The organism is Nocardia sp. bgisy134, assembly GCF_057708325.1.
Window position 1 is genome coordinate 295,496 of record NZ_JBYIRW010000008.1, and the last position, 16,277, is coordinate 311,772.

General features: G+C 64.1%; 15 protein-coding genes. 12 read left to right on the forward strand and 3 right to left on the reverse strand.

Annotation, left to right across the window (positions count from 1 at the left end; all coding sequences use genetic code 11):
• Positions 1 to 63: 63 nt before the first annotated feature.
• The gene (locus tag AC3ERS_RS16995; RefSeq protein ID WP_431968517.1) at positions 64 to 603 is read left to right on the forward strand and encodes a CGNR zinc finger domain-containing protein; all 540 of its coding nucleotides are present in this window, start codon (positions 64 to 66) and stop codon (positions 601 to 603) included.
• 26 nt (positions 604 to 629) lie between these two features.
• Here AC3ERS_RS16995 and AC3ERS_RS17000 read toward each other — a convergent pair whose 3' ends face one another.
• A complete protein-coding gene (locus AC3ERS_RS17000; protein WP_431968519.1) occupies positions 630 to 1,592 on the reverse strand; it encodes a DUF389 domain-containing protein in 963 nt (320 codons plus the stop codon).
• A gap of 49 nt (positions 1,593 to 1,641) precedes the next feature.
• The gene (locus tag AC3ERS_RS17005) at positions 1,642 to 3,024 is read right to left on the reverse strand and encodes a hypothetical protein (protein WP_431968521.1); all 1,383 of its coding nucleotides are present in this window, start codon (positions 3,022 to 3,024) and stop codon (positions 1,642 to 1,644) included.
• A gap of 197 nt (positions 3,025 to 3,221) precedes the next feature.
• Here AC3ERS_RS17005 and rpsF point away from each other — a divergent pair, with 197 nt between their 5' ends.
• The 9 genes from rpsF (at position 3,222) to AC3ERS_RS17050 (ending at position 13,725) form a co-directional block, all read left to right on the forward strand.
• Positions 3,222 to 3,509: a 30S ribosomal protein S6 gene (gene rpsF, locus AC3ERS_RS17010; RefSeq protein ID WP_357448399.1), complete on the forward strand. Its 288-nt coding sequence runs from the start codon at positions 3,222 to 3,224 to the stop codon at positions 3,507 to 3,509.
• A 92-nt stretch (positions 3,510 to 3,601) separates the two neighbouring features.
• The gene (locus AC3ERS_RS17015; protein ID WP_431968523.1) at positions 3,602 to 4,147 is read left to right on the forward strand and encodes a single-stranded DNA-binding protein; all 546 of its coding nucleotides are present in this window, start codon (positions 3,602 to 3,604) and stop codon (positions 4,145 to 4,147) included.
• A 56-nt stretch (positions 4,148 to 4,203) separates the two neighbouring features.
• Positions 4,204 to 4,455, forward strand: a complete 252-nt coding sequence (gene rpsR, locus AC3ERS_RS17020; protein ID WP_067834974.1) for a 30S ribosomal protein S18 — start codon at positions 4,204 to 4,206, stop codon at positions 4,453 to 4,455.
• Positions 4,456 to 4,472: 17 nt separating this feature from the next.
• Complete coding sequence (gene rplI / locus AC3ERS_RS17025) at positions 4,473 to 4,928, forward strand: 50S ribosomal protein L9 (protein ID WP_431968525.1); 456 nt, start codon at positions 4,473 to 4,475, stop codon at positions 4,926 to 4,928.
• Between the two features lie 674 nt (positions 4,929 to 5,602).
• Entirely contained in the window at positions 5,603 to 6,985 is a 1,383-nt protein-coding gene (gene dnaB, locus AC3ERS_RS17030) for a replicative DNA helicase (protein WP_431968527.1), read from the forward strand.
• A gap of 380 nt (positions 6,986 to 7,365) precedes the next feature.
• Positions 7,366 to 7,884, forward strand: a complete 519-nt coding sequence (locus AC3ERS_RS17035) for a TnsA-like heteromeric transposase endonuclease subunit (protein ID WP_431968529.1) — start codon at positions 7,366 to 7,368, stop codon at positions 7,882 to 7,884.
• A complete protein-coding gene (locus AC3ERS_RS17040) occupies positions 7,881 to 9,998 on the forward strand; it encodes a helix-turn-helix domain-containing protein (RefSeq protein ID WP_431968531.1) in 2,118 nt (705 codons plus the stop codon). Before AC3ERS_RS17035 ends, AC3ERS_RS17040 begins: the two co-directional genes overlap by 4 nt.
• Positions 9,995 to 11,122 (forward strand): ATP-binding protein, encoded by a 1,128-nt coding sequence (locus AC3ERS_RS17045; RefSeq protein WP_431968533.1) that lies wholly within the window; start codon positions 9,995 to 9,997, stop codon positions 11,120 to 11,122. Before AC3ERS_RS17040 ends, AC3ERS_RS17045 begins: the two co-directional genes overlap by 4 nt.
• A 5-nt stretch (positions 11,123 to 11,127) precedes the next feature.
• Positions 11,128 to 13,725: a TniQ family protein gene (locus tag AC3ERS_RS17050; RefSeq protein WP_431968535.1), complete on the forward strand. Its 2,598-nt coding sequence runs from the start codon at positions 11,128 to 11,130 to the stop codon at positions 13,723 to 13,725.
• Positions 13,726 to 13,767: 42 nt separating this feature from the next.
• On the opposite strand, the gene AC3ERS_RS17055 is transcribed toward AC3ERS_RS17050, so the two are convergent.
• Positions 13,768 to 14,028, reverse strand: coding sequence for a helix-turn-helix domain-containing protein (locus AC3ERS_RS17055; protein ID WP_431968537.1), 261 nt, complete (start codon positions 14,026 to 14,028; stop codon positions 13,768 to 13,770).
• 235 nt (positions 14,029 to 14,263) lie between these two features.
• On the opposite strand from AC3ERS_RS17055, the gene AC3ERS_RS17060 reads away from it, so the two are divergent.
• Together AC3ERS_RS17060 and AC3ERS_RS17065 are read left to right on the forward strand one after the other, a co-directional pair.
• Positions 14,264 to 15,163 (forward strand): hypothetical protein, encoded by a 900-nt coding sequence (locus AC3ERS_RS17060; RefSeq protein WP_431968539.1) that lies wholly within the window; start codon positions 14,264 to 14,266, stop codon positions 15,161 to 15,163.
• A gap of 297 nt (positions 15,164 to 15,460) precedes the next feature.
• Positions 15,461 to 15,625: a hypothetical protein gene (locus AC3ERS_RS17065; protein ID WP_431968541.1), complete on the forward strand. Its 165-nt coding sequence runs from the start codon at positions 15,461 to 15,463 to the stop codon at positions 15,623 to 15,625.
• Positions 15,626 to 16,277: the final 652 nt, after the last annotated feature.

Consider the following 16,277-nt stretch of genomic DNA (forward strand, 5'->3'; position numbering starts at 1 on the left):
CCAAGGTGGTTACTACCGTGACATCCGACGGAGCAACCTGTCAAGGCGGTTACTATCGACGGCATGTTCGCCTTCGTGAGCGGGAACCTCGCACTGGACTTCGCGGGCACGGTCAAGGCGCGCACGACCGACCGCGAGGACCTGCTCGACTCCCCCGCCGACCTCGGGGCCTGGCTGGTCGCCGCCGACCTGCTCGACAACGCGCCCGACTGCGGCGCCGACGACCTCGACCGCGCGGTCCGGCTGCGCGAGGCCGTCTACCGGCTGGCGATCGCGGCTGTCAACGGCGAGCCGCCCGCCGACGCCGACCGCAGGCTCGTCAACGCGCGGGCGCGCGGTGAATTACCCCGCGTCGCACTGCGATCCGACGGGACCATCGCACGCGACGGCGGCACCGACACCGCGCTCACCGCCGTCGCGCGCTCGGCCGTCGAACTGCTCGGCGGGGCGGAACACGCGCTGGTCAAGGAATGCGGCCGAGCCGAGTGCACGCGGCTGTACGTCGACACCTCGCGCGGTGGGTCACGGCGCTGGTGCGATATGACGCGATGCGGAAATCGCGCGAAGAGCGCGGCATTTCGCGCGCGGCACGCATCGGACTGACCGGGACCTGCGACCCGGACGCGGACTCACAGCATCCGGTACGGCTTGCTCATCGCCTTGGCCCGGCGCACGGAGACGCGCGACCACACAGCCTGCTGCAACGCCAGGGTCGCCCACCCCGCGAGCGCCATGCCCGACAGATTCAGCGCGAGTTGCAAGGTGCTCCCCCCGATCGCGTCGGCGACACCGAAAGCCACACCGAGCGCGATGTTTCCGGCGGCGGGCACCGTGGTCACCGAGATGAAGACACCGGCGAGCCCGGCCGCCTTCGCCGAGGTCAGCGCGAGCACGCCCGCGGCGGCCGCGATCACCGCGACGATGAACGACCACTTGTCCGGCGTGTAGATGAACGCCGTGCCCGGCCGCGGTCCCGTCACGTCTTCGATGGTGATCCAGCCGAGCCCTCGACCGATCAGCACCAGCACGAACGTCACGACGATGGCCGCCGCGAAACCGAGCAGCAGAGTGCGCACCGCGTGGCCGAACAGTACAAAACGGCGGCGCACCAGCGCGACGCCGAGCGCGGCGATGGCGCCGAACTCCGGGCCGAGCACCATGGCGCCGATGACCAAGATCTGCGAATCGAGCACGATCGCGATGGCGGCGATCATCGTCGCCATCGTCATGAAACTCAGATAGGTCCAGTTCAGCTCGGTTTCCTCGTAGGAGCGCTGTGCGACCTCGGCCCACACCACCGCGTCCGCGCTGCTGCCCGGCGTGCGCAGCTCGGCGTCGAAACCGCTGCGCGACATCCAGGTTCGCACCTGATCGAGCTCGATGCTGCCTTCCCGGTGCACGCCGAGGGCGCGCAACTTGTCGATCACGTCGTTGCCCGCTTCTCGCGCGACGTCCGCCAGCACCAGGTCACCGGGCGGCTTCAGCGAAGACCCACGCACGACCGCGAGCCCGCTCACCGCGGTATCCCGGTCGAGGATGTGAATCACGTCGTCGGTCATCGCCGCCGGTGACAGGATCCGCATGTGCAGCATGGGCCAAGTGTGCCCTGCCCCAAGGCTTACAGCGCGGCAACCAGCCCGATCAGGCGGCCACCAGATCTCCTCGGTCGTCGGTCGCGCGCTCCGCCCGGACGCCGGACGCGCGCGGATCGGCCCGGAGGAACAGGAAGAACAACGCGACGAGCAGAACCGCGCGACCCCACACGCCGAACTGGACGATGGCCTCCTGCACCTCGAACGGCGCACCCGAACCCATGGCGTAGAAGTAGCGGAACACGCCGATCCCGATGGCCGCGTCGGCGAGCAGATATGCGCCGATCACCTGCCACGGCACCGCAAGCAGCACCAGGAACGGGAGCAGCCACAGCGTGTACTGCGGCGAATGCACCTTGTGGAAAACCAGGAATCCACACAGCATCGCGCCGCTCACGCCGATCCACGGGAAGACACCGGTCGCGCGATAGCGCTTCCACCCCAACCAGACCGCGAGCGCGAAGGCCAGCAGGATCAGGGTCGGCGAGGCGATGGCGACACCGTCGTGCCAGGCCGTACTGGTCTCGGTCGCCCGCCCGTACAGCACGTGGTGGCCCCAGTACCAGATGGAGTTGGTGGTGATGTCGGCTTGGCGCAGCTGCTGGAAGGTGATCGACGCACGCCAGCCCTCGTAGCCGGCGAGCGCGAACGGCAGATTCACCGCGACCACGGTGCCGACGGCCGCGCCCGCGGTCAGCAGCGCGCCGCGCACGTCGAGACCGCGCGCGTCGTCCGGATCGCGCTCGGCCCCGCCGGTGAGCACGTAGATCATCAGCGGCAGCACGAAGATCCCCGGATACAGCTTCAGACAGAAACCGAGCCCGAGCAGCACGGCGGCCAGCACGCCGCGGGTCCGCAACGAATATCGGGTCGGCACGGTCACCACGTAGACCGCGGCCACCGCCGTGCAGACCACCGGCAGCTCCCAGTTGTGGAAGGCGTAGAGCACCAGCGGCGGGCCGATCGCCCACAGCAGCGCAGCCCGTCCCGCGAGCCGGGCCAAGAACCACGCCGTGAGCAGCGCGAAGGGCGCGAGCAGCAGCGCCGAGAGGCGCAGGAAGTCGGCGTCGGTGTGCGCGCCGATCGCGCCGACCCAGATGAGGGTGCCGCTGAGCACCGGGTACTCCACCGCGCCGCCGGTGAGCATGCCGTCGTCGGTGATGCCGCCGTCCACGTAGGGGAAGACGTGCCGATCGATGTCGCGGCCGATCCAGAGGAACTGGATGTCGGAATAGCAGACGTCCGAATCCTTGATCACGTCGAAGACCACGCTGCGACCGTCGTCGTAGAACGGCGCGCCCGCGCATCGCGCCTTGTTCGCGTACGCGAGCGCCAACGTCAGCCCGCACAGCAGTAGCACCACCACGGCAACCGCTGTGTGGCGGGACTCGCGCCGCGCCGGCACCGCGCTGGCGGCGGGTACGGTCGACATGCAGACCACCTTATGTGCCGCAGCGGCACGGCGTCATGATGTGCGGCGACCGGACGGTGCGGGTGGCACGGGGCGCCGGGGGCGGATTTCGCTGGTCAGCAGGCGCTCATGTAGCCTTACCGGGTTGCTGACGCAACGAACCCTCCTGCCACGGACCGTCCGTGGCCGTTTCCTAGTCCACAGGAGGTGATTGGTCCGTGCGTCATTACGAAGTGATGGTCATCCTCGACCCGAGCCTGGACGAGCGCATTGTCGGTCCGTCGCTGGACACCATGCTCAGCGTCGTGAAGACCGAAGGCGGCAAGATCGACAAGGTCGACATCTGGGGCCGTCGTCGTCTCGCCTACGAGATCCGCAAGCAGGCCGAGGGCATCTACGCGGTCGTCGATCTGACCGCCACCCCCGCCACCGTGAGCGAGCTCGACCGCCAGCTGGGGCTCAACGAGTCGGTGCTGCGCACCAAGGTTCTGCGCCACGACAAGTAGTTCCACCGCACTCGTACGCGTCGGTGCTTGTCTCTAGGCTCTAGCGCAAAAGGCGAGTGCATTGTGGACTGCACACCGAGCAGGAGGAACCCATGGCAGCAGGCGACACGGTCATCACCGTCATCGGAAACTTGACGGCCGACCCCGAACTGCGATTCACGCCCGCGGGGCAGGCAGTAGCGAACTTCACCGTCGCGTCCACCCCCCGCGTGTTCGACCGTAATACCAATGAATGGAAAGACGGCGAAGCGCTTTTCTTGCGCTGCAACATCTGGCGCGAGGCCGCGGAAAATGTCGCCGAAAGCCTGACCCGAGGCGCTCGCGTCATCGTGAGCGGACGGCTCAAGCAGCGCTCCTACGAAACCCGCGAGGGTGAGAAGCGCACGGTCGTCGAGCTCGAGGTCGACGAGGTCGGCCCCTCACTCCGCTACGCGACGGCGAAGGTCAACAAGGCCAGCCGCGGCGGCGGTGGGGGCGGCGGCTTCGGTGGCGGTGGTGGCGGTAACTACGCCTCCTCCGGTGCAGCCAGTGGTGGTGGCGGCGGTCGTTCCGGCGGCGCCGAGGACGACCCCTGGGGCAGCGCGCCCGCGGCAGGTTCCTTCGGGGGCAGCCGCATGGATGACGAACCGCCGTTCTGATACGGCTTCATAGGCCCGGATCACTTGGGCCACAATAAATTTTGGAGTAAAAGACCATGCCTAAAGCGCCCGCGCGCGAAAAGGTGCTGAAGAAGAAGGCTTGCGCCTTCTGCAAGGAAGCCAAGACCGGCACCGTCTCGATCGACTACAAGGACACGACGCTGCTGCGCAAGTACGTCAGCGACCGCGGCAAGATCCGCGCCCGCCGGGTGACCGGCAACTGCGTGCAGCACCAGCGCGACATCGCCGTTGCCGTGAAGAACTCGCGTGAGGTGGCCCTGCTGCCCTACGTGTCGACGGCTCGCTGAGTAAGGGAGGCACGCAAATGAAGTTGATTCTGACCGCTGATGTGGACAACCTCGGTGCCCCTGGTGACACCGTCGAGGTCAAGGACGGCTACGGCCGCAACTACCTGCTGCCGCGCGGCCTGGCCATCGTCGCCAGCCGTGGCGCGGAGAAGCAGGTCGAGGGCATCCGCCGGGCGCAGGACGCTCGCCGCGTCCGCGACCTGGACCACGCCAACGAGCTGAAGCAGGCCATCGAGGGCCTGGAGTCGGTCTCGCTGAGCGTGAAGACCGCAGGCACCGGCAAGCTGTTCGGCTCGGTCACCCAGGCGGACGTCGCCGCGGCCGTCAAGACGGCCGGCGGCCCCGTGGTCGACAAGCGCAGCATCGAGCTGCCGAAGGCGCACATCAAGTCGACCGGCAAGCACGGCATCGTGGTGCACCTGCACCCGGACGTGGTCGCCAAGTTCGACCTGCAGGTCGTCGCCGCGAGCTGAGTTCGCGCCGCCCCCGAGGCGGTTCGGATCACGCGCACGTTCGAAGACCACCCCTGTGATCGCACGGGGGTGGTCTTCGTCCTGCCCTTTCGCACTTCGCCAGAGTATTAGCTAGATATTTGCCATAGCCGAGGTGCGGTGAGCTCGGACACGATGGTCCGCGTCGGCTATTGCGCTTCACCTCCGGTTATTCGACCTGTGGATTACTGGGCAAACCGACCGACCGCTATGTGACTCACCTCATAGCGGGTGCACGCACTGTTTACCCAACACGCCCGGCCGTTCATCTCGAGCGACACGCCGAGACTAGATCTATCCACACGTGCACAGATGCGGAAACGCGCATCCATCAGCGCATTTGGGCGGCGTGATCTGGGTTTTCCCCAAGTTGTACACAGGGGGTGCACACGGTTTGGTAAACAGTCCCCAACTTATCCACAGTTGTGTGCACAGCTCGGTTTGGCGACGCCCCATCTGGTCGCCTAGGTTCGTCGCATTGTCCGGAACGGGCCGCTCGGGAGGACGCGATCCAGCGCTGTCGCGATGGTTGCTGAAACCGGTCACAGCGGCTGCGGGGAACGTGTCCGTGGCTGTGTGTGTCACAGCCTCGGAGTAGAACGAGTCATCGATACGGTGTAAATCCGGTCGTGGGGTAGAGAGGACGGTCGAGTCTGGTGACAACCACCGATGACCGCGGGCACACGGACTTCCCGCCCGAACCTCCCGGCGAAGACTTCGGACGCCAACCGCCGCACGACATGGCGGCCGAGCAGTCCGTCCTCGGCGGCATGCTGCTGAGCAAGGACGCCATCGCCGACGTCGTCGAGGTCATCCGACCCGGCGACTTCTACCGTCCCGCGCACCAGGCGATCTACGACACCGTCCTCGACCTGTACGGCCGCGGCGAACCCGCCGACCCCGTCACCGTCGCCGCCGGCCTCGACCGCCGCGGTGAACTCAAGCGCATCGGCGGCGCCCCCTACCTGGTCACCCTCACCCAGACCGTCCCCACCGCGGCCAACGCGGGCTACTACGCCGAAATCGTCGCCGAGAAGGCCATTCTGCGCCGCCTGGTCGAGGCGGGCACCCGCATCGTCCAGTACGGCTACGCGGGCGCCGACGGCCAGGACATCGCCGAGGTCGTCGACCGCGCCCAAGCCGAGGTCTACGAGGTCACCGAACGCCGCACCACCGAAGACTTCCTCCCCCTCGAGGAACTCCTGCAGCCCACGATGGACGAAATCGACTCCATCGCCTCCCGCGGCGGCATCTCCCTCGGCGTCCCCACCGGCTTCACCGAACTCGACGAACTCACCAACGGCCTGCACCCGGGCCAGATGATCATCGTCGCGGCCAGGCCCGGCGTGGGCAAATCGACGCTGGGCATGGATTTCATGCGGAGTTGCTCGATCAAGCACGGGCTGGCCAGCGTCATCTTCTCGCTCGAGATGAGCCGGACCGAGATCGTCATGCGTCTGCTGTCCGCGGAGGCGAAGATCAAGCTCGGTGACATGCGGTCGGGGCGGATGAGCGACGACGACTGGACCAAGCTGGCTCGGCGCATGAGCGAGATCAGTGAGGCGCCGCTGTTCGTCGACGACTCGCCCAACCTGACCATGATGGAGATTCGCGCCAAGGCGCGTCGACTCAAGCAGCGCCACGACCTGAAACTCGTTGTGGTGGACTACCTTCAGCTGATGACCTCCGGCAAGAAGGTCGAATCCCGCCAGCAGGAAGTCTCGGACTTCTCGCGAAACCTGAAGCTGCTGGCCAAGGAACTCGAAGTCCCGGTTGTCGCGATCAGTCAGCTGAACCGCGGCCCGGAACAGCGAACCGACAAACGCCCCATGGTGTCCGATTTGCGTGAATCTGGCTCGCTCGAGCAGGACGCCGATATGGTTATCCTGCTGCACCGCCCCGACGCCTTCGAACGCGACGACCCCCGTGGCGGTGAGGCCGACCTGATCCTCGGCAAGCACCGAAACGGCCCCACCGCCACCATCACCGTCGCCCACCAGCTACACCTGAGCCGGTTCGTGGACATGGCCCGCGGCTGATCACAGTTGTTGTAGGGTCTCAGATTCAGCTGCACTTTCGCAGCTGGATCTGCACTTCGATTGCACTTGTGCAGTTCGACTGAGATCACCCGAACCGGCTCTGCGCCTGGCGCTACGGTGGTATGTCTGTGTCCATCAAATCGAGCGGATGCGGGAAGGCAACCGGCGTGGGCCAATCGGTGAAACCTGGAACTGCTTTCGCCGCAACACGTAGCTCACTCGACGGCTCGGTCAAGAGCACCCCGTGGGACCAGGTAGACAGTTGCATGCTCGCCTCCGTGTCACCATGGAGGAACTTCCGATGGCGCAACGGACAACGGCACTACCCCGGAACCTAATGGTCCTCAACTTGCTGCACGCACATCATTTACGAGTCCCGCTTGGAACTAGCTCGACTGCTCTTCGCGGACTTCGATTCGAATGTGAATCACATTGTTGCGCAACCATTTCTGCTCAGCGCCGAAGTCGACGATCTACCCCGAAAGCACATACCGGACTACATACTCTTCGGATCTGGGTCACCGACAGTGGTGGATGTGAAACCGCAGTGTCGATTGGCTAAGGCACAGTTCACATTCGGGTGGACTCGTGAGCTGGTAGAGCAGCGGGGTTGGCATTACCAAGTATGGACTGAGCCTACGGATACCGAGCTGGCCAGCGTCCGGTTCCTCGCTGGCTTTCGTCGCTACCAATTATTCGACCCTCAGTTGTTAGAGCAGGTGCGCGCAGCGGATCTTGACGGCGCACCCTTCGCCGAAGCGTGCCAATCGTTCCCTGAGTTTAGTGTGCCGCTTGTGCGTTCAGCCCTCCTCCACTTGCTCTGGACCCAATACTTCACCGTTGATCTGGCGCGGCCGCTGCAGTCGTCTACCGTTCTATGGAAGAGGAATTGCCCATGAACCAAGCACGGGTTCGAGTGGGTATCGGCACACGGGTGTCCTACGACGGTGAGATCGCCGAAATAGTCGAGGTGGCCGCGACCGAGGCAGGCATCAGCATTGTGCTGCGATTGGGCCCGCGCGGACAGCGGGTTATTAGGGTTGCGCTGAGAGAACTGCTGGGCACTGACCGTGCTCGCCTCATTCCGGATGGACTCGCTCCAGACGATCCACAAGAACCTGCCAGCGTGGTTCTCGCCGAACTCTCGGATCCGGCCCGAAAGAGCGTTGTTGAACGGGCAGGACACATCAGAGAGACACTGACCGGATATCAATCGGGCAGCGCTGAGCTCGCAGATCCCAGCGAACCCCGGCCAGCCTTCGATCCGAATCTGCCTTTGACCGCTAGATATGAGGCGAAAGCAGCCGAACTCGGTGTGTCAATACGCACCATCAAACAGTGGGTGTCAGACTTCCGGGCCAACGGCGAAGCAGGACTTGCGCGTGCGAAGGGACCCAAAGGTCGTGGCCCTCTGGGAAATACTGATCAACGATGGGTAGACACGGCTGTCGAAGTGATGGTCGAACATTCGGATCAGTCGCGACCTTCACGGACCATGGTTATCGACTGGACCAATGCGCGTGTGGTGGCCAGGTTCGGGCCAGATGTGGTGCAGGCACCATCGCGAGCAACGGCGTTTCGGGTGCTGGCGGAGCTTGAACGGCAGCACCCAACGTTTCGGTTGAGCACGAAACGTAACCGGGATATTGCAGGTCGCCCGACCGAAACCTACGGCAAGTTACGGCCGACACGCCCAGGTGAGTACCTGCTGATGGACACGAATCGGCTGGATGTGTTCGCGCTCGATCCAGTCACGTTGCGGTGGATGCAGGCTGAGTTGACTGTCGGAATGGACTGGTACACAAGATGTGTCACCGGAATCCGGGTGACGCCGGTATCAACGAAGTCGGTGGATGCCGCAGCGGTGTTGTATCAGGCGTATCGCCCACGCCCGCCCGGCCGAGACTGGCCCGCTCACGCGGTTTGGCCTGAACACGGGATCCCACGCGCAGTACTGATGGACGTTGACGCAGTGGACGGTCCTGTAGTCGGGGCTTCAGGGCCAGCGATCGTCCCGGAGACCATCGTGATCGATCACGGGAAGATCTTCGTTTCCGAGCATCTGACCAGCGTGTGCCAGCGAATGGGGATTTCGATCCAGCCTGCGCGGCTTCGGACCGGCCGCGATAAGGGCCCAGTGGAACGGTTCTTCCGCACCATCCGTGAGGACCTGCTGCAGGCGCTGCCCGGCTACAAAGGTCCGGATGTACATTCGCGCGGCCTGGATCCCGAATCGGAAGCGTTCTTCTATCTCGACGAGTTGGAGGCAATCATCCGGGAGTGGGTGGCCGTCGTTTACCACCATCGCCCACACGATGGATTGGTTGACCCTCAGGTACCCGGATTGCGGATGTCGCCAGCAATGATGTTCGAGCACGGTATGGCTCGCGCTGGCTACATCGAGGCGCCTCGGGATCCTGACTTGGCGTACGAGTTCCTCAAAATCGAGTGGCGCACAATCCAGCACTACGGCATCGAGCTTGGTGGCCGCCGCTACAACGGTCGCGGCCTGGACCCCTACCGCAACATGGTCAGCACCTACACAGGAAAGGCTAAGGGCCGCTGGCCCATCCACCATGATCCAGACGACATCGCCCGGGTCTACTTCCGTGATCCCGAAACTCACTTCTGGCACATATTGATGTGGGAGCACGCTCCATCGATGGACATGCCCCTGAGCGAGGATGCCCTACGATTCGCTCGGCAACTCGCCGCGTCGAGGTACACCTATCCAGATGACCGGATCGCGATTGCCGACCTGCTCGAACGTTGGGACCTCGGGCTCGGCGCATCAGTGGTCGAGCGGCGAATGGCGTTGCGGCTGTCTCGCGAATCAGCACTACTCGAAGACGTCCCGACCCACGATGTAGTGGCGACACTGCCATCGGTGGCGCGTGTCCTGGCCACGCCTACTGCCGCCGCTGACCATACGGAGGACGCCGTCCCTGAAATAGGTGACGATGACGACTTCGATGATGACGACTTCTACGCCGATGCTTTGGAGGATGTGTGAGCCGAACTGCGCCCGCGCCCACCGAAGACACCGCGCGGCTGGATAACCTGACCCTGTCGCGGAAAGAGGGCTGGCGCAGCTTCGTCGAATCCCCAGCCCGACCTCAGCCAGAAACATTGAGCCGCAAGAGGCTTAAGGCGTTAGCTGAAGACGACCTAATTGACTACAACAGACATCGCCGCGCGTGGCATGCCAATCTCGGCCCGCTGAAGACGCCACAACTGGCCGAGCTGCACGAAGATCTTTGGGACATCATCGATTCCAATGCCCAAGACGGTGACAAAGCCAAGGGGGCTGTGGGCATCGATGCCTTCCCGGGGTTAGGTAAAACGACGTCGGTGCTGGCGTTCGCCAAGGAGTTTCATCGCCGTGAGGCAGTCGAAGCAGGCCAGTTCACCAGCAGTGGTCACGAGCGTTGGCCCGTGTGCAGGGTTGGGCTGACCGGCAGCACGGGAATGAAGGATTTCAACCGAGCGATGCTGAAGTTCTACGCCCACCCCGGAACAGAGCGCGGTACCGCTGCCCAATTCGCCGACCGTGCGTTGGATTGGGTCCTCTCGTGTGAGACGAAGCTGCTAATCGTTGATGACCTGCACTTTCTGAAGATGCGGGAGAAATCCGGCGTGGAGATCAGCAACCACTTCAAATATATCGCCAACGAGTTCCCTGTAACGCTTCTATTCATCGGTGTTGGACTGGCCGCGCGTGGGCTGTTCTCCGAAGGCTCGTCCTATTCCGATTCAGTGCTCGGACAAAGCGGACGCCGCACCACACCGCTGGGTATGCGACCGTTCACCGTCGAGAACAACGCTGCCCGCCGCGAGTGGCGACAGATACTGTTGGCGATCGAACAACGGCTGGTCCTGGCTGACAAGTATCCCGGCATGCTCGCAGATGACTTGTCCGACTATCTGTTTGAGCGCAGCACCGGCCACATTGGATCTCTGATGACGGTCATCAACCGCGGCTGCCAACGCGCGATCCGCACCGGTACCGAAAAGCTCGACACCGGGCTGCTGGATGGGGTAAAGGGCGATGCGGCGGCTGAGCAAGGACGCCGCGAACTGCAAGCCGCGATCCAATCCCGGCGTATCACCACCACGACCAAGACCCGCGCCGGATGACGTCCGTGCGGACGCTGCCGATCCGGGTGGCCCCGATCGAGGGTGAGGCGTTGGATTCGTGGCTGTTCACGATCGCGCACCGCACAAAGACGACATGGGCGGACCTGCTGACGGCACTGGCCCCCGCGGGACCGCAGCCACCAGAGCAGATGCGCACCCGAGGTAACTGCATCGTCTATCTGTATCCGGCCGAAACCGAGGCGATTGCGGCAGCCACAGGGATCACCGATACGGCAGTAGTCGATGCAATGACGCTGGCTCAGTTCGACGGCACGGCGTTGTCTATCAACCGGGACCGCCGCATGGTAATCCACGGATTCCCGTGGGGACGCAGCCGCGGGTCGCGGTACTGCCCGCAATGTTTGATCGATTCTGGGGGTCGGTGGCAGCTGCAGTGGCGGCTTGGCTGGGTATTCGCCTGCCTGACACATCACTGTCTGCTTGTCGACGATTGTCCGCACTGCCTGCAGGTACAGCTGAAAACAGTGGGCGGGATGGCGATCCCGAGACCCGGTCATTGCACGCGCCCTGCCCCTGGTGCGACCGGCATTGCCGCACCTCGTTGCGACGGCGCGCTTGCCATCGCCCACACAGTGCATCTGCCAGCAAACCACCCCGCTCTACGCGCCCAGCAGGTCATACTCGATGTCATCACCAGCGGCACAGGATCATTCGGTGTGTATGCCGACCGGCCACTGCCTGCACGGACGATTTTGTCTGATGTGCGGGCCGTGGCCCGACGCGTCCTGGACTATGCCAGCGTCGAGCACCTTTCCGCTTGCCTACCTGCCGATCTCGTCGCCGTCTATGACTCCACCGGTGGCGAGCCTCGGCAGACCCGTATGACGGGACTGGCGTCTCCGGCGCGGGCGGTGACCACTGCGATCGGAGTGACCGCAGCATTGGATGCGCTGACCGCACCTGACATCCCGACCGCAGGTGCGCGACTGCGGTGGCTGATAAGCCTGAGCAGGATCAAACACCAAGCCATGAACGCCAGCAGCGCCACGGGATGGGGCAATGGCACCTCTGCCATGCTCGCCGCGGTGCAGTTGAGTGCGTTAGTGCCGTTCATGGCTGTCAGCGACGTACTGCGCTACCGCAGCCACACCGCCACGCCACGCTATCCCCAGCGTGAGGACACCAGTGCAATCCCGGATCACCGGGTGCCGACGCTGCTGTGGCCGCAATGGGCGCTGCGGTTCGCGGTACCGACTTGCGGATACTCGCAGATTCGGCGTGCACTTCCGGCAGCGATGCTGGTCGTCGGTTCGCGGCGCACATTGACCGCAGCAATCGCCCTGACCGAGGCGAGGATGCTGCCAGCTGGCGTGTCACGCTGCCTTCGGCTGCTACGCAACAGCCGACAGTGGAATGCTGTATTGACCGCGTTGACCCGGCTCTCAGACTACTTGAGTGCTCATGACATCCCTATCGACTACCGACGCCGCCGCAGCCTGGACTATCGGTGCTTGCTGTCCGAGGCTCGATGGCTGCAAATCTGCGGGCACACAGCCACAGCGCCAGGTACCGGCCACAGACTGGCTGTGATCCGGTCGTGGCTGTTCGAACGGATCAGTGGTCTGCCCGCCGAACGATCGCCCTTCGCCGAGAGGAAATCATGGTTCGCCGCCCAGCTGTCGCTGTTGCCGCGGCAGTTGACCCCGGAATTAGCAACACATCTCGACCTCGCTGCACGCGAGTTTCTTGATCGCCACGGTGCGATCGACGAACCTCTCACCTGGCATCCACCCCGGCAACTCCTCAACGGGCTCGCCCTGCCCGGCCCGGACCCGGACACGGTCGATGTCAACGAACTCCACCTGTTGATCCGAGTAGAGCAGTTGTCACTGACCGCTGCGGCCGAGCAGCTGGGGGGCCGCGTCGAGGCGGCACGGTTCGTGCTGGAAAATAATCCGGCCCCGGAAGCCTTGACTACCGCCCAGCGGCGGGCCCGGGGCGATATCTTTGGCGCCACCGCGGCGGCGCTGTCGCAGTCTGAATTGCTCAACTTGTACTACGACAGCCACATGAGCATCAAAAAGATCGCCGACGCGATGGGCGTCAGCAAGCAAACGATCACTCGGCTGGCTGCACACTACGAGGTAGTGCTCGACCCGGAGCTGCGACGCGATCAGCATGGCATCAACCGGGACTGGCTGTATGAGCAGTACGTCGCCCGTCGCCGAGCGCTGCCGGACATCGCCCGCGAATGTGGGATTAGTACAGCTAACCTCGCCCGATGGGCCAAAGTCCACGACATACCGATGCGGTCGCGCGGCGGCCCCAGCCAGACCGCAAATCTCAACGCGGCCATCGCTGCAGAATCGGCGGCAGACGTACTGCGACCGGCACTCGCCGGCGTAGGAGGATGGCAACGTCTTGAACGTTTCGCTGCCGCCAGCCGCTATCCCACCCTTACTCTGGCCGCAAAAGCCCTCGGCGCCAGCCAATCTGGTCTCGTCACCCAGATCACCCGCCTCGAACAAGAACTCGGCGGCAAACTGTTCGTACGTGCCGAACGGAATCGTCCGATGAAAATCACCCCGTTCGGGACGGAGGTCATCGCTGCCATAGAAGGCACGCGCGGCTCGGCCCGATAGCGAATGAGCTCAATCGCTGCGGTGCGGTGCGTCCACGCGGCACTACTGCGCCCTGTCCGCCGGTACGGGCAAGCCGTCCATTAGCTGGCCGGGAGTCGTCTTCAGCCCGGCCGCGAACCTCAGGATGTTCTCGACCCGCGGACTACGCCGACCACGCTCTACCTGTCCGAGATAGGTCCAGTGCACGCCACAGGCATGGGCCGCGACTTCTTGACTCCATCCGAGCTCGGTTCGCCGGGCACGCACCCGTGCTCCAAACGCCTTAGCGGTCGGATTGAGCGGAGGTTTGACGGGACTGGACATACACGGCCAACCCCATATGTCCAGCGCGTATTGATCCAGAGCGTAAACGTCCTATGCACTTCCATCCCATGCGCAAACGTCGTACTATGCTCAACTCGATCGCCACGTGCGGCCCTCTCGACCGGACTATCTGGTAGTCCGCGCATCGGACTCGGCGGGCGGCCACCTAAGACCGACTCGCTTCGAGTGAATCGCCACATCACACGACGAGATCGGAGCTTTAGCGTTGTCCACAGTGATTCTGAAAGGACGCGATGAGGGCGTCGACCACGCGGCGGAATCGTGGCTGGCTACAACAGAACTAGCCGGAAACGCCGACGCCGCACTGCGTTTGTCCCGAGCGATTGACCCGATTCGCTACGGCTTCATCAAACGTGAGCCGTTGAACCTGGCAGGCTGCATCGGGACCGCCGCCGACATCGTCATCGAGTTGCTCATCGCGGGGCAAGTACCCACTCCATGCGCGATACGGGCCGCTGTGACGAACCCGCCGAATATGAAGTCGGCTGAGGCACGGGAGGAAGAGCGAGCGGAGGCGAAGCTCCTCAAGGCGATGGTTCGCGCCGACTACGACTCGCTCGGTGAGAAGTTGTCCTCTGCTATCGCGCTCCATTGGGTCAACCATGGGATCGGCCCGACCTGGCAGGAGGCATGGCAATCCGATGCCGTCGTGAACTGGTGGATCTCCGGACTCGGCGAGGTGCCCGAGTACCGGCTGGCCCGCAATCCAATGTTTGCGATCCTCGATCGGGCTGGATGGCTCGCGTCGAATCGCAGTCCGCGCTCGCTGTGTGTCGGCCGACGGTTTCATGTTCGCTTCTATGGCGACCATGTCTCACTTGCCCCCGCGGCCACCGTTGGTTACCTGGTCGCCCGGCACATCGGGATCTATCGGCGGCTTCACGACGACCACAGCCCGACCTGGGGCGAGTTAGCAGCCGCCGCCACTGACGCGAAAGGAATTCCCTTGTTCTTCAACACCAATGACGCCCGAGCCCAGCAGCGGTGGCTAGTGACCCAAGGATGGGTACGCATCGAGAAGGACCAACTTCGGCGAGGCGACCGAGCGAAGGCTGAAACCCGACGCCGTACTGCTCTCCGAAAAGCTGCGGCGGCAGCGTTGCAAGCCGCCTGAATGCCGTGGTCATTGGCAGCAACGCATCTCAAGAGGAGACAACCGCCGAGATTGCAGGGCTCGAATCGCGGTGTGGTGCTGCCAATGCCGACCACGTTTCGTCGATTCCGCCTCGCCTGGCCTCATGTGGCCACGTGATCCACCCGCGTCGCTTTCTCGCTCGTTGGTGATGCGGTGGATCTGGTAGCGGATAAATGTGGTGCGATTCGGTGGGGTTCGCATTGTTGCTGCGCTTCTACGCCGAAGTCCACCTTTCCGCGTGGCCAACCCGAGATCCCGGACGCGACAATTGATTACATGGCTCGTCACATGCGTGGTGTCGAGCGGACCGAGATCGCGTTCTACGAGTGGACCGGGCGCACGATCGAGTATCACCGCACCCAGATCCGCAAGGCGCTGAGGTTTCGAGAGTGCGGTGTCGCCGACGGCGACGCGATCACGATTGGCTGGTCGAACAGGTGACGCATGTCGAACGCAGCGCCGATAGGGTGCCTGCTGTCGGAATGTCGGAGACGGCGGCTGGAATCGCCGACGGCTGGCCGGATCGTCCACTTGGCCTTGAGGCGCGGTGACGTGTGCCGTCCGATGAGGAGACCCTTGAGAGCCTCGCGCGTCGGGAGGAGGCCTAGCAGTTGGACTGGTCGGCGTATCTGGCGAAGATGATCCACCGGGACGATCTGCGTCAGCGCATCGCCGCGGACAGCGCGGCTTGAACGCGGCCGGGCACACCCCGGACCGCGCCACCGCGATCAAGGCGGGGCTCACCGCAGGTCGGCGTTCCGCTCACTTATGGGGCTGCCCCGCTTCAGTGAGAGGTCTGGCACGCCCCTGCGGTTCCGTGCTGCCCGGTGGGGTCTGTGCCTAATCGTGAGTTCCGATGACTACCACCGGATCCGACGCCAGTACATCATCGTCGAAGTCGTCACCGCCCGGCGCTTGAGCGGTGCGATCATCTGCCCACTCGGCTCCGCGATCGGGGTGGCGCTGACCGGTGCCCCGTTCAAGTCGGCTCGCTATGGTTCGCCGGGGTCGTGGAGCCGATCGCGGTAGTCGAGCCGGGCGTGGTCCGCCAGCATGTTTGTCGACCTCTATCAACACCAGCGAATCAGTTTGC